General features: G+C 67.6%; 13 protein-coding genes. 6 read left to right on the top strand and 7 right to left on the bottom strand.

Annotation, left to right across the window (positions count from 1 at the left end):
- Positions 1–16 precede the first annotated feature (16 nt).
- Entirely contained in the window at positions 17–217 is a 201-nt protein-coding gene (locus ABZ855_RS35535; protein ID WP_360813945.1) for a hypothetical protein, read from the top strand.
- A gap of 175 nt (positions 218–392) precedes the next feature.
- Here ABZ855_RS35535 and ABZ855_RS35530 read toward each other — a convergent pair whose 3' ends face one another.
- From ABZ855_RS35530 to ABZ855_RS35505, 6 genes are all read right to left on the bottom strand, one after another.
- A complete protein-coding gene (locus ABZ855_RS35530) occupies positions 393–1,178 on the bottom strand; it encodes an SDR family oxidoreductase (RefSeq protein WP_360813943.1) in 786 nt (261 codons plus the stop codon).
- A gap of 287 nt (positions 1,179–1,465) precedes the next feature.
- Positions 1,466–2,089, bottom strand: a complete 624-nt coding sequence (locus tag ABZ855_RS35525; RefSeq protein ID WP_360813941.1) for a TetR/AcrR family transcriptional regulator — start codon at positions 2,087–2,089, stop codon at positions 1,466–1,468.
- 178 nt (positions 2,090–2,267) lie between these two features.
- A complete protein-coding gene (locus ABZ855_RS35520) occupies positions 2,268–3,410 on the bottom strand; it encodes a thiolase (RefSeq protein ID WP_360813939.1) in 1,143 nt (380 codons plus the stop codon).
- Positions 3,411–3,415: 5 nt separating this feature from the next.
- Complete coding sequence (locus ABZ855_RS35515) at positions 3,416–3,835, bottom strand: Zn-ribbon domain-containing OB-fold protein (protein ID WP_360813937.1); 420 nt, start codon at positions 3,833–3,835, stop codon at positions 3,416–3,418.
- Positions 3,819–5,450 carry a class I adenylate-forming enzyme family protein gene (locus ABZ855_RS35510; protein WP_360813935.1) on the bottom strand — a complete coding sequence of 544 codons (1,632 nt, stop codon included), beginning with the start codon at positions 5,448–5,450 and terminating at the stop codon, positions 3,819–3,821. The genes ABZ855_RS35515 and ABZ855_RS35510 overlap by 17 nt, the downstream gene beginning before the upstream one ends.
- Before the next feature lie 3 nt (positions 5,451–5,453).
- Positions 5,454–5,912, bottom strand: a complete 459-nt coding sequence (locus ABZ855_RS35505) for a MaoC/PaaZ C-terminal domain-containing protein (RefSeq protein WP_360813933.1) — start codon at positions 5,910–5,912, stop codon at positions 5,454–5,456.
- 476 nt (positions 5,913–6,388) lie between these two features.
- Between ABZ855_RS35505 and ABZ855_RS35500 the strand changes: the two genes are divergently transcribed.
- From ABZ855_RS35500 to ABZ855_RS35485, 4 genes are all read left to right on the top strand, one after another.
- The gene (locus tag ABZ855_RS35500) at positions 6,389–6,649 is read left to right on the top strand and encodes a hypothetical protein (RefSeq protein ID WP_360813931.1); all 261 of its coding nucleotides are present in this window, start codon (positions 6,389–6,391) and stop codon (positions 6,647–6,649) included.
- 109 nt (positions 6,650–6,758) lie between these two features.
- Positions 6,759–7,112: an aldehyde dehydrogenase family protein gene (locus tag ABZ855_RS35495; RefSeq protein WP_360813929.1), complete on the top strand. Its 354-nt coding sequence runs from the start codon at positions 6,759–6,761 to the stop codon at positions 7,110–7,112.
- On the top strand, positions 7,064–7,444 hold the full coding sequence (locus ABZ855_RS35490) for a hypothetical protein (protein ID WP_360813927.1): 381 nt from the start codon (positions 7,064–7,066) through the stop codon (positions 7,442–7,444). The genes ABZ855_RS35495 and ABZ855_RS35490 overlap by 49 nt, the downstream gene beginning before the upstream one ends.
- Before the next feature lie 180 nt (positions 7,445–7,624).
- A complete protein-coding gene (locus ABZ855_RS35485; RefSeq protein ID WP_360813925.1) occupies positions 7,625–9,382 on the top strand; it encodes a CocE/NonD family hydrolase in 1,758 nt (585 codons plus the stop codon).
- 465 nt (positions 9,383–9,847) lie between these two features.
- Here ABZ855_RS35485 and ABZ855_RS35480 read toward each other — a convergent pair whose 3' ends face one another.
- Entirely contained in the window at positions 9,848–11,077 is a 1,230-nt protein-coding gene (locus tag ABZ855_RS35480; RefSeq protein ID WP_360813923.1) for an FAD-dependent oxidoreductase, read from the bottom strand.
- A gap of 233 nt (positions 11,078–11,310) precedes the next feature.
- Between ABZ855_RS35480 and ABZ855_RS35475 the strand changes: the two genes are divergently transcribed.
- Positions 11,311–13,005, top strand: coding sequence for a helix-turn-helix domain-containing protein (locus ABZ855_RS35475; RefSeq protein ID WP_360813921.1), 1,695 nt, complete (start codon positions 11,311–11,313; stop codon positions 13,003–13,005).
- The last annotated feature ends 473 nt before the right edge of the window (positions 13,006–13,478 follow it).

The raw sequence follows: 13,478 nt of genomic DNA, 5'->3' as shown, positions 1-13,478 counted from the left end.
CGCGCCTACCCGGCTCATGAAGGACATTGGTTACGGGGAGGGCTACCAGTACGACCCCGACACACCGGGCGGGTTCTCGGGCGCGGACTACTTCCCCGACGGCATGGACCGCGAGACGTTCTACCGCCCCACCTCCAACGGCTACGAGGAACACATCCGCCGACGACTGGAGCGGTGGTCGAGCCTGCGCAGGCAACGCCGGGAGGCGGAGAACTGACGAACGCCGAAAGCTGTCCTCACCATCAACCCCTCAGATCTCGGCGGGTGTCCGGCTGGCAAAGGCCGGGATTGGTGTGACGCCTGTGCCCGACAACGCCATCCCGTCGGCCTGGAGGGCTTTTCGATGCCGATGAGCGCACCGTACCGCCGTGAGATGACGCTCTACGCCGCAGTCAGAAGGTCGAGCGGGTCAGGCCGCCGTCGACCACCACGCTCTGCCCGACGATGTAGCCGGCACGTTCGCCGCAAAGGACAGCGCACAGCGCGGCGAGCTCGTCCGGACTCCCAGGACGGTTCGCCGGGAGCGTTCCGCCGAACGGGCTGACCGCGAGGCCGTCCGGCCCCTGACCTGCGGTGACACCTTGACCGCCGAGGATGTGCGTGAGCCCGGGCGTCTCGTAGATCCCGGGCAGCAGGTTGTTGATCGTCACGTTGTGCCTGACGAGCGCCCGTCCCACTGCGACCGTGTAGTTCGAGAGCGCCGCCCTGGTCGCCCCCGAGAGCAGTCGCTCCTCCAGGGGGAACTTGGCTCCCACTGTGGCGATGTTGACGATGCGGCCGAACCGGCGTTCGACCATGCCGGGGGTGGCGGCCCGGATCAGCTCGACCGGCGCGAGGAAGGTTGTCGACCAGCTCTCGGCCCAATCCTCGGGTTCCATGTCGAGATAGCTCTCGACCATCCGCGGAGGAGAGCAGTTGATGACCATGATGTCGGGCCGGGGGCAGGCTTCGAGCAGGGCGGCCCGCCCCTCCGTGGTTCCGTGGTCGCCGACGACCGGGGTGACCGACGCGCCGAGTTCGACCTGTAGCGCCCGGGCGGCGGCGTCGAGCCGCTCCTTTCCGCGGGCGGACATGAAGAGGCGGACGCCCTCCTCGGCCAGCGCGCGGGCGCACGCTAGGCCCAGGCCGGCGCTCGAGCCGGCGACGATCGCCGTCTTTCCTGCAATTCCCAGGTCCACTGCTTGCCTTTCTCGAGATCGGCTTCGGATGGTGGCGACGGGGTCCTGCCCGAGTTGTCTGGCGGACGCGGACAGATCGAACGCGGGCTGCCGGGCTTCTCCAGGGGGGACAGGGGCAGCCTCTTTCGCAGCAGGCGACGCGCGCGCCGGGCACGTTCGGCGCTTCCACGGCAGCCGGGCGGCCGGCCGCGAAGCGAACCGCTACCTGCCGTCCGAGGGCCGCGTCGTGGTGCACGATGATCTCGTCGGCCCCGTCGAGGAGGCCGGCGATCTGCAGCTTGACCGACTCAGCCGGTCCGGTCGCTCCGCGGCACGGCGAGCCCACTGAGGAGGATGTCGATGAGTGTGTCGCTGAGGCGGTCGACGTCGGGGGCCAGTGCGTCCTCGTCGTCGTACACCTCGGCCAGGAGCGCACTGAGGCTGAACGTCAGCGTCGAGGCGCCCACGATGATGTTGGTGACGTCCCGTGGGGGAAGGTCACGGACCATTCCGGCATCGATCGCGTCCTGGATGGCACGGTTGAACAGGAGGTAGCCCGGTCGCATGAAACGCTCTGCGAGCCAGCGCAGCCGCGGGCTTCGCGAGATGCCCTCGTGGATGAGGATCCGCGTGAGGTCCGGGTCCGCGGCGTTGGCCGCGACGAAGCGACGGATGATCACCTTGAGTCGGGAGAGCGGGTCGATGTCCTGAAGGTCCTGTTGCCGGATCTCGAAGCTACCGCCTCGGCGGCGCATCACCCGCTCGACAGCGGCTTCCCACAGCGTCGCCTTGCTGCCGAAGTAGTAGTGCACCATCGACTGGGTCATGCCCGCAGCCTTGGCAACGGCACCGGTGCTCACCCCGTCGTAGCCGAGTTCGGCGAACAGCTCGATCGCGGCGTCGAGCAGCCGTTCGGCGGCGCTCTCCGACACGCGGGTCCCCCTGTCGAGCGCGCGCCCACGTCGAGGGGCTCGGTCGACAGACGGTTCGTGCGGCACCCGACCAGTATGCATGCCGGGCTTCTCGGCCTGAGTGGGGGCTGTGTGGTTCAGGGTGGAACGCCTACCTGCGGGTTCCTCGCTGCGGATCGCTTCCCGGGCCATGACGACCTCACGTCTCGTTCGCGAGGACGATGGTCGACGCGGCCGCGAACATCCCGCCCACCCCGTGGGCAACGGAGACCCGCGCGTCCGGTACCTGGGCCGCAGCGGTTCCCCGTAGCTGCCGCACGCTCTCCTGCAGGGCGTACATGCCGTACATGCCCGAATGCATGTAGCTCAGCCCGCCGCCGTTCGTGTTGACCGGGAGCGCCCCGCCGGGAGCGGTCCGCCGCTCCTTGAGGAGCTGCGCGGCCTCGCCGGGCGCGCAGAAGCCCAGGTCCTCGAGTCCATAAAGTGGCAGGTGGGCGAAGGCGTCGTAGAGCATGAGGTGGTCGACGTCGGCGTGGGTGATGCCGGCCGAGGCGAACGCCTCGGCGGCGGACACTCGGTAGGCCGACGACGAAGTGAGGTCTGCCATCTGGCTGACCATCGGTGTCTCGACGCTCTCGCCGGTGCCGATGACGTACACCGGCCGGGCGGGAAAGTCGCGAGCCCGGTCGGCGTTGGTCAGCACGAGGGCACCGCCCCCGTCGGTGACAAGGCAGCACATGAGTTTGCGGAACGGGTAGGCGATCATGCGCGAGCTCATCACCTCGTCCACCGTGAGCGGCTCGCGGACGCTCGCCCGGGGGTTGAGCGCGGCCCACTCCCGTTGCACGACCGCGACCAGCGCGAGGACCTCCTCGTCGAGGCCGTAGCGCTTTAAGTAGCGCATGACCGGCAGGGTGAACATCGTGGGCGGCCCCACGGTTCCGAACGGGGTTTCGAACTGCTGGGTGAGGCTGCCGGCCACCGGCGTGGGAAATCCGGTGCCGGCCACGCGGCTGCGACCGCTTTCACCGTGCGTGATCAACGCGGTGTCGCACAGCCCCGCCTGGATGGCTGTCGCCGCGTGCCGCACGTGCATCATGAACGAGCAGCCCCCGACAGCGGTGCCGTCGATCCATCTGGGCGTGATGCCCAGGTGAAATGCGACCGATTCCGGGGTCTCCCCGGCCGTCGCGATGCCGTCCACGTCGCTCGGCCGAAGCCCCGCATCCGCGAGGGCATTGAGCGCGGCATCGGCGTGCAGCTGGATCTGTGACGCGTCGGGAATCCGACCCAGCTCGGTCGTCTCGGCCGCGCCGACGACGGCCGCCATGGGCTGGTGCATTGTGTTCACCCTTCGTCCGGTCGGAAGTACGGCAGTGTGATCTCCGCGGTCCGCTCGGCGAAGGTGACCACGAGTGCCATGTCCAGCTGCAGATCCTCGGGGGTCTGAGGGCAGTCGACGATGTTCGTGAGCATCCGCGGACCTTCCTCGAGCTCGACGAGGGCGATCGCGTACGGCGGGTCGAATCCGGGGGCCGGCAAGTGCGAGATCACATACGAGGCCAGGGTCGCCCGCCCCGATGCCACGACGATCTCGATGTCACGGCCCCCGCATCGCGGGCAGAACGGACGTGGCGGAAAGTAGGGCACGTCGCACGCGCGACACCGCTGGAGGCGCAGCTCGCCGGCCCGGGTCCCCGCCCAGAAGTGGGACGTCTCCGGAGTGGGGACCGGGAGCGGCCGGGAGAGATCACTGGGCGTCGACATCGGCACCTCCGGCCAGAGGAGACAGCGCGCCCGACAGGCTGCGCTCGCGAAGGACCGCCTTGCGGATCTTGCCGCTCGGGGTCAGCGGGAACTCCTCGACGCCGAAGTACACCGTCGGCGCCTTGAAGCGAGCGAGCCGTTCGGTGCAGAAATCGGTGAGCTCGGCCGCCGTCGGGTTCCCGTTGCAGAGCACGGCGGCCGCCACGATCTCCCCGAGCCCCTCGTGGGGGAGTCCGAAGACCGCCACCTCGCGGACCTGCGGATGGCGGAGCAGCGTGTTCTCGACCTCCACGGGATAGATGTTCTCCCCGCCCCTGATGATCATGTCCTTGAGTCGGCCGCCGGTGAGCCGGAGCTCGCCGGCCGCGGTCAGCTCGCCGAGATCGCCGGTGCGGAGCCAGCCGTCCGCGGTGAAGGCCGCCTCGGTAGCCTCCGGGAGGTGGAAGTACTCGGTCATTCGGAGGCGGGTGCGCACCTGAACCTCGCCCGTCGTGCCCGTGGGCAGCACCTCGTCGGTGTCGGCCGAGGCGATGCGGACCTCGTACCCCGGCAGGGGAGTTCCTGCCGTGGTGAGGTCCCGCCCGGCAACAGGTGCCGGGCAGGTCACGATGGCCGCAGCCTCGGTGAGGCCGTACATCTGCACGAGTCCCGGGAACGGGAACTCGCGGATGCACGCGGCCAGCAGTTCGGGATCGGTGTCCGCGCCGCCGCAGGTGCCGACGCGCAGCGACGAGAGATCGAACTCGCCGCGCCGCGGGTGCTGCAGCATCGCCCGCAGCGTCGTCGGCACCGCGATGTGGACGCTCGCTCGCTCGGCCTCGATGACTCGCATCATCTCGACCGGGTCGAAGGCGTCGAGACCAACGAACCGGGCGCCGGTCGCCAGACAGCCGGGGACCGCCGTGCAGAAGGAGGCGCTGTGGAACATCGGCACGATGGAGGTGACCACATCCGTGGTGTCCACTCCGAGACGCTCGAAGACGAGCCGCCCGTTGGCCGAGACGGAGCCATGGCTGAGCACCGCTCCCTTCGGCCGGCCGGTCGTGCCGGAGGTGTAGATGAGTACGGCCGGATCGTCGCCGCGCACGTCGGGAAACGCCGTGGCGGAGTGGCTTCCGGCGGTCACCAGCTCGTCCAAGTGCCGATGCCCGCTCACCGCCATGTGCGAGCTTCCGACGACGACGACGTGCTCCAGCTGGGGCAGCCTCTCCCGCAACGACTCGACGAGCTGCAAGAACATCCCGGACCGAAAGGACTCGGTGAGGACCACGCACCGTGCGCCGGACTGGGCGAGTACGTGGTGGAGATCCTCGGAGCGGGAGTGGGTGTTCGCCGGTACGAGCACGAGACCGGCCCGAGCGACGGCCACCTGGACGACGGGCCACTCGACCCGGTTCTCCGCCAGGAGCCCCACCCGGTCCCCCGGCGTGAGCCCGAGATCGATGAGCGCGCGGCCGAGGTCGTCGGCCTGGGCATCCCAATCGGCGAACGTCATGATGGTGCCGTGCCCGGGGAAGGCGAGGGCCACCGAGTTGCCGTCGTGGCGGGCGCGGTGTCTCAGCAGGTCACCCGGTGTCCGGGCGACCGCGGCGTCGAGTTCCGTGAGCCCGGACACCGCTCAGTCCGTCCCGGACATGAGCAGCGTCTGGTCGTAGGTGAGGACGGGTAGTTCGTCCTGGTTGGTTACCTCGATCCGCATGGACACCACACCTCGGCCCTGCTTGCTCGAGGCTCGAGTTCCGGTGATCGTGGCTGTCGTGGTCACCGTGTCGCCGAAGCGCACGGGGTTGGAGAAGCGGACATTGTCCATGCCGAGGAAACCCAGGGTCGTCCCCTCGAAGACGCCCAGTTGGTTCAGCTGTCCGGACGACACCGCCAGGGTGAGCAAACCGTGGGCGATCCTGGTACCGAACATCTCCTTCGCCGCGTGCACCTTGTTGATGTGCATCGGATTGAAGTCGCCGGAGAGGCCGGCGAACAGGCTGACGTCGCCGCTCTCGATCGTTCTGCCGGTGGTCTCAAGGCGCTCGCCGACAGTGAAGTCGTTCCAGTGCCGGGCGCGTGATCCGAGAGTCATTGTGTCTCCTTGATCAATGGACGAAAGGGAGAGGGCGTGGCCAGGGTCGGACGCCCGCGACCGCGGGGTCCAGGCGGTCGGAGACGTCCTCGGCAGAGGCCCGTCCGAGATGCGTGGGCACCGGGACGATCGCGACGAGGCTGAGGGCGAGGCTGAGCGCCAGTAGGTCGAGATCGCTGCGGAGGTCCCCGATCCCACTGCCCGGCCGAGCTCGGCGAGCGTTGGCAGCACTGTGATCATGGCGTTCCTCATCGGCGAGTGCCGCACATCGGCCCGGCGACCGTCGACGCAGCGACGTCAGCGAGCGTCGGAATCAGGCAGACAGACAGTACGGTCGCACAACCGATAAAATCAATAGCTCTATCGATTCCGCGTGAGTTCGATAGAGCTATTGACTGAATCGATAGGTCAGTCATAGCGTCATGCCACGACGGGCCAAAGCGGGATCATGGCCGGGACGTGGAGGTGCTCGATCGATGAAGATGGAAGCCGCCGTCATCTGGGGCCCGGGGACCGATTGGAGCGTCGAGGAGATGGAGCTCGACGGTCCGAGGGCGAACGAGGTCCTGGTCCGCTACACCACCAGTGGCCTGTGCTACTTCGACGACCCCTTCAGGGCCGGTGACATGGCCGGGCGGATGCCCGCGGTCGGTGGTCACGAGGGCGCCGACGTCGAGGAGGTGGTCCGGGGGTCACCCGCTTCGCATCCGGTGACCACGTGGTCGCAGCCTTCCTGACCAATTGCGCGACGACCTGCCGCTCGCCTCGCCGCGCTCGTCGGTTGAGTGGTGACGGCCGGGTGGGGGATCGGCGGTCAACACCACCGCGGTCACGCCCGATGACACCGTGGTGGGTGGGCTACGGGGCATCGTCCGGCGTGACCCGTCCGGTGTGGTGGCGGGCATCGTCCCATGGAACATGCCGCTGACGATTGTGATCTGGAAGGCGATCGAAGCCCTGGCCGTAGGTAACGCCGTCGTGCTCAAGGCCGACGAGAAGACGCCGTCCTCCGTCCTCGGCCTCGCCGAGGTGGGCCGCTCTGCCGGCTTATGCAACGTGGTGTTCGGCGACGTGACGCCGTCGGCACCCGGCTGCCCCCATCCGAAGGCCCGGAAGGTGTCGTTTACCGCCCGAGGACAACCGGGCGCACGGTGTTGGCCAACCCGGCCGCCGTCATCAAGCCGGTCACCCTCGAGCTGAGTGGCAAGGGCACCAATATCGTGCCGGAGGACGCCGACATGCCCAAGGCAGTCGACTTGTGGCCGTTCCTGATCGGCGGCGGCCAGCCTGCGGCCTCCGTCGCCCGGATGGTCGAGCGGATGAGGACGCTCATGGTCGGCGACCCTGCCGACCCGGCTACCGACGGGAGATGCCGTTCGGCGGCTTCAAGCAAAGCGGCGTCGGCCGGGAGCTCGGTCCGGACGCCATCGCGCCTACACCCAGAAGAAGTCCGTCATCCAGGACGTCGACCAGTCACTGTCGGCGAAGCCCTACGCGCCGCTGTGCTCAGCACCCCACCCCAGCAGGGCTGACCAGCCGGGACCGGACCCCGCTCGAGGTCCAGGTCCTGCAGGAACGCGTCCGGTGTCCGCCCTGGTCAGATCAACTCCGACCTCGATCGACCTCCGCGGTAATCGAGTCACCAAGCTCGGCAGATGAACCGCGAACACCCCGCAACTGTGCCGAAGAAGAAGCAGAGGAGAGCAGGCGAGATGAACGCTGAGGACAAAGAGCGGCCGTCGGCGTATCCGGCGCACTGGAAGGTCGCGTTCGGGCCCTCCACACCGCTGGCCGAGGACTACCAGGTCGGTCGTGAGACGACGCACCTGGAGGCTGGGACGGTCTTCATCCCGGGAGGAAAGCCGCTGCCGTGCGACGTCGTCTGGGAGCGCGACATTCCGATAACCCTGCGCGATGGCGTGGTGATCTACACCGACGTGCTGCGTCCCGCGGATCAGGACACCAACCTGCCTGCCCTCGTCAGCTGGAGCCCGTACGGCAAGTCGCTGCCCGCATACCCTTGCCCGCCACGGGGCGTGCCGCCCGAGATGTTCTCGGGCCTCGGCAAGTTCGAAGGCGCGGATGCCGCGTTCTGGCTCGAGCACGGGTACGCACTGGTCAATCCGGATGCACGCGGGGCCGGCAACTCCGAGGGCGACATTCACTTCTGGGGCTCAGTCGAGTCCCACGACGGCTACGACGTCGTTGAATGGGCGGCCGAGCAGTCGTGGAGCAGCGGAAAGGTCGCACTGTACGGTGCCTCGTGGCTGGCGATCTCGCAGTGGGGCATCGCGGCGACCCGGCCCCCGCACCTTGCCGCGATCGCGCCCTGGAACGGCATCTATGACGCCTACCGCACACACATGGTGTGGGGAGGCATCCCCAATCCCGGCTTCTTCGACTTCCTCCAGTTTCTGATTCGCGGCGCCAACAGCTCCGTCGAGCGAATCGGAGACATGAGTGTCAGGGAGCCGCTGCTGAACGAATACTGGGAGGACAAGATCCCTGACCTCTCGAAGGTCACGATCCCCGCCTACATCGTCATGGACGGTGTCACGGGGATCCACCCGTTCGGTGCCTCCGAGGCGTTCCGGCGCTTGGGCTCGACCGAGAAGTGGTTCCGGATCAACAACACCCATGAGTGGTACGACCAGTACACCCAGCAGTACCAAGAGGATGTGTTGCGGTTCTTCGACCGCTATCTGAAGGACATCGACAACGGATGGGAAACAACGCCGAGGGTTCGGGCGTCGATCATCAACGCCGGCGGTGAGGACTTCGTCGACGTGCCGTTCACCCAGTGGCCAGTGCACGAGACGCGCTACCAGCAGCTGTACCTGGACGCACACAGCGAGATCCTGTCCATGACACCTCCGACGGAGGCGTCGTCCGTCAGCTACCCCGGCGCAGCCGGAGCCGTTACCTTCACGATCACGTTCGAGCAGGACACGACCCTGCTCGGGTACATGTCGGCGCGGTTGTGGGTCGAGGCGCAGGACGCTGACGACATGGACCTGTTCCTGCTCGTCGAGAAGCTCGACGCCGATGGCAATCTGCTCGCTCCGCACCGGCACTTCGCCGACACCTACTCGATCTCACCGCCCGGCGCGCCCGGCCGCCTGCGGGTCTCGCTGCGCGAGCTGGATCCGGACCTGTCGACCGACTTCGTGCCAATACAGGCGTTTCGCCGCCACCGGAAGCTGGCCGCAGGGGAGATCGTCCCCGTCGACATCGGCTTCACGCCCAGGTCGTACTACGTGGAGGCAGGACAGCAACTGCGTTTGACCGTGGCCGGATACAACGTCCGCGGGACCTGCGTCGAAGTGGACGCCACCGAGGACGAGGTCGTGCGCGCTTCACGCGTGGCGTCCGAACATCCTCGCGCGGAGAACACCGGCAGCCATGTCATCCACACCGGCCCCGGATACCTCTCCTACCTCAAGGTGCCGGTGGTGGAGAATCCCCACTGACGGCGAGGTTCTGAGAATCTCCCCTCCCGCCGTCGTACCCCGCCGCGACCCGGACCTGGCAGTTCGAGCACGCGTAGCCCTCGTCGGCCAGGTTCCAGGCGGTGGCGGATCAGGCCCTCGTCGATGGTGCCCTGCCGTGGGGCGAACCCTGGGTCCGGTGGTGGCGCCGACGCCGCCGCCATCGGCGCGCCGGCAGCGGCGTTGCGGTTGCCCGCTCGCTCCCGGGTCTCACGGGCGGCCGCAGCGTCGGCGATAGTCCCAGCGAGCGAGTGAACACCTCCCGCAGCCGCCCAGCGCGATGCCACGCCCGGAGTTGGCCGGAGCATCCGCGGGGCCGGCTGATCCAGAGCCTTCAGGCCCGCGACCACCTGCACCCGTCCCCGGGGAACTGGCCCTGGACCCCATGTAGCGGCATGTGCACCACCCTCGTCGAGGTCATGCGAGCCACTCCAATTCGGGAAAGTGTCAAGCTTTCTGGTTCCTCGATGGCACGGCCAGCAGTCCTGGTCGCTCGACGGAGAGCTGCTTACGCAGGGGGCCGGGTTCGTCGACGATCAACTGGGCGAGGACCTCTCCGCACACGGGACCCGTCGCCAGGCCGTACACATGCCCGGTGTTGACGTAGATGCCGTCGACGCGGTCGACAATGGGCAACTGGTCACGGGCGTGACCAACCAGGCCCGCCCACAAGCCGGTGATCCCGAGTTCCCCCATACGGGTCCCTCGCGCCAGCGTCGTGTCGATCATCGACTGGGTCGCCGACATGCTGATGTGCGGGTTGAGAGACCCCATGCCGTCGATGCTGTTGCCGATCAGTAGACCGCCTTCGGTGTTCTGCACCGTGACGTCGTCGTAGCTGAAGTCCTCCTCCGCCCCCGTCGGCTGCAAGGGCGCGAACAGACGCGGGTCGTAGGACGGCAGGTCCGTCAGCGCGCCGCAGAACGCCACGCCCCGGGGTCCGTGCAGGATGGCGCCTGGGGCGTGGGTGGTCGGTTGAGTGAGCATCTGGCCGACCCGGTAGGTCTCGATCGGCAGGTCGATGCCCTCCGACTTCAGGTTCATCGACCAAGCTCCGGTCGCCCACACCACGCCGCTCGCATGGATGTCGCCGCGGACCGTACGCACACCGATCACCGCGTCACCGCGGCGCGCCGTCCCCAGCACCGCGGTGTTCTCGTAGACGCGCACGCCGCGCCGCAGGCAGGCGGAGCTGAGACCACGGGCGAACGCCTGCGCGTCGATCTGTGCGTCGTCCGGACAGTAGACGGCACCGATCGCGGAGTCAGGAAGAACCGCGCAGTGCTTGCGCGCCTCACGCGCAGTGACGAACGAGACGTCGAGAAGAGCTGCCCGACGATCCTCGACGTACTCCTGCAGCACGGCCTCCTGAGCCTCGTTCTCGAAATAGAACAGCCCGCCCTTGCGCCGGAACTCGAACGTCGGGCCGAGCTCCTCCTCATACTTGGCGTAGTACTCCAGGCCGCGCTGCGCCATGGTCAGTTCCAGACCCGAGCGGCGGACCTGCAGCCACAGCGCACCCGGGTTGCGCCCCGTGGCACCGTAGGCGATGAAGCGCTGTTCCACGACGACCACGTCGAATCCGCGTTTGCTCAGCTCGAAGGCGCTGCACAGGCCGACGATGCCGCCTCCAACGACGACGATGTCAGCCGTGTCGAGGGCCCTGGGCCCGTCCATGCTGCCTCCCTGGGTACCGTGGTCCGGACACCACCTCATAGTGTCGCGGTGCCTCGCTGTCAAGCGTCGTCAGAGAGGACCCCGCGCGCACACTGGGGGATTACTGAGGTACGCGGAAAGTTTGGTGGATCTAACAAGCGCTGGCGTCGGCCGTATGTGTCTAGGCTGGTTTCATCACGACGCCATACACGGTGGACTGCCGAAGTTTCCGGACTTAATGGGGAACCTCCTAAATGACGGACATGGCGATGGGGTGCTCGCTCGGCGACCTCTTGAGGAGCGACCGGCTGGGGCTGACCCTGCTCGTCGAAAACCCCGGGGCCCTGTCCCGCCCGGTGCGCGGGGCACAACTACTCGGCCGGAACGCCGGCAGTGCTCGGGACGACGTCATGCTGGTGAGCGTGGATCCGGCGGAAGACGGCCCGGCACTGCTCGCCAGACTCTCCGGCCTGCAGGGTCTCCCGGGCTCGCACATGATCGTCGTCTGGCTGCCGTCGGGCGGTCCCCCAGAAGGGCTGGAGCAGGTGGCGGGCCGTCACGTCCTGCTGGGCCTTCCGGCCGACGCCGATCCCGCGGAGTTGATCGGCGAGATCGCCCAAGCGGCCACTCTCATGGAAAGCAAGCTGACCAGGCGTCTGACAGCGCTGCAGCGCTCACTCACGCAAGCGCTCGCCGAACCGAATCCGCTGAAGGCTCTGACCTCGCGGGTGGCCAAGGTCTGCAACGCGGTCGTCACCATCGTCGGGACCGGCGGCAGAGCCGAGTACGCCACAGGCCCGCTGCCATTGGCCATGCTTATTCCGCAGATCAGCCGCACACAGAGCGACTCGCAGACCTTCGCCGTCGGCGGCTGGTACGGCATGGCCGTCAGGGTCGCCACCAGTGCTTCCGAGAGTGATAAGACCGGTTGGCTGCTCGCCGCCAGCCGACGTGACCACTTTCCCGACCGCTACTCAGAGGCGGCCCTCTACATTGCTGCCTCCCTCGCCGAGACCAGTTTCCAGATCAACCTCGCCGCGCAGCGGCAAGAGCGAGCAGTGCGCAGCGCAGTACTCGAAGAGGCACTGGCCATGCGTCTGGAGCGCCAGGACGCCGAGCTCGCCGGGCGAGTCGCCTCTCTGGGGATCTCCTTCGAGCCCGAGACCCGCATGATGGTCGCGGAACTGGACAGGGCTTTGTCGCCCGCGCGGGCCGCCGCTGCCCTGGAGGCCATCTACTTCCGTCTCCAGCGCCAGCTGGACACCGACGGGATCCCGCATCTCCTCGTTCTCAGGGAAAGCGCCGTGGTGGGTCTTCTGCAGGCCTCTACGGCCACCGTAAGGCGCACTTTCGTGAAGACGTGGGCGTCGCCCGAGGATTTTCTGCTCGGGGTCGGACGCAATGCCGTCGACGTGGGCCATGTGGTCGACTCCTTCCATGATGCCCAGCTCGCGGTGCGTTTCCTGAGACGGGACGGGACCGGCAAGAGGGTTATGTCGTACGAGGACTTCGACTTCGCGACCCGCCTCTTTTCGGATGTGGGCCTCGACAAGATGAGTGAATGGGCGAACGAGCTACTGCAGCCACTCGAGGACAAGCAGACGATGCTCGTCACGCTCTCGACGTTTTTCGAGCACCGGCAGAACATCATGGAGGCGGCAGAGGCCCTTGCCGTGCACCACAACTCGCTCAGATACCGCCTGTCGAAGATCGAGTCCGCCCTCGACCTCAACCTGCGGGATCCGTCCGCCGTGTCGTCGCTCTTCCTCGCGCTGACCGCCCTGTCCATCGTCGAAGCCCAGTCGCAGCCCCAACGCCGGATAACTCCGGGCGCGCGAAACCCCCAGGTGGGGGAGACCCGGGGCTCTGAGGCCGCAGGTGCCGTGCTCAGTACGGACAGCGAGCGCCTCTCCGCGCGCTTCGGCGCGGCAGTGGGCCCCGAGCGGTGACGGCGCTGCCCGTCACCGGCCCTGTCCCCTGGAAAACTCCATGCGTGGCGCGCTGAGGAGTTCGCCAGGAAGACGCAATTCGGTGGCCGCAGCCTGATGCCACCGGTGCTCATCGGCGACACGATCAAGATCCACGAGGAAGTCGCCGAGGCGAGAGCCTCCTTGTCGAAGCCGGACCGCGGCGTCGTCACATTCGACGTCCGGGTGAAACCAACCAGCGCGATGAGGTCTGCCAGGAAGGCCAGCGGATCGTCATGTTCCAAAGGAATCCGTAGCCTGCCCGCCAGCAGGCCGATCGGAACCCTCACCAAAGGCCGCTCCGGCCATTGGAAGAAGTGCAGTATGCCGCGGCAGTACGACCGACATAGCGTGACTGCCCCGGGGCAACCCCTGCCTTGTGATTGACGGTGCTGGTTAGCGCCGAAGGACTGGCGACGGGTTCCACCGCCTTACCGCTTCTCCGCCCACCATCT

Origin of the sequence: Streptomyces sp. NPDC047042, from assembly GCF_040644035.1 — a bacterium.
Taxonomy (GTDB): Bacteria; Actinomycetota; Actinomycetes; order Streptomycetales; family Streptomycetaceae; genus Streptomyces.
The sequence above is the reverse complement of the archived record's forward strand: the minus strand, read 5'-3'. Positions and strand labels throughout refer to the sequence as shown.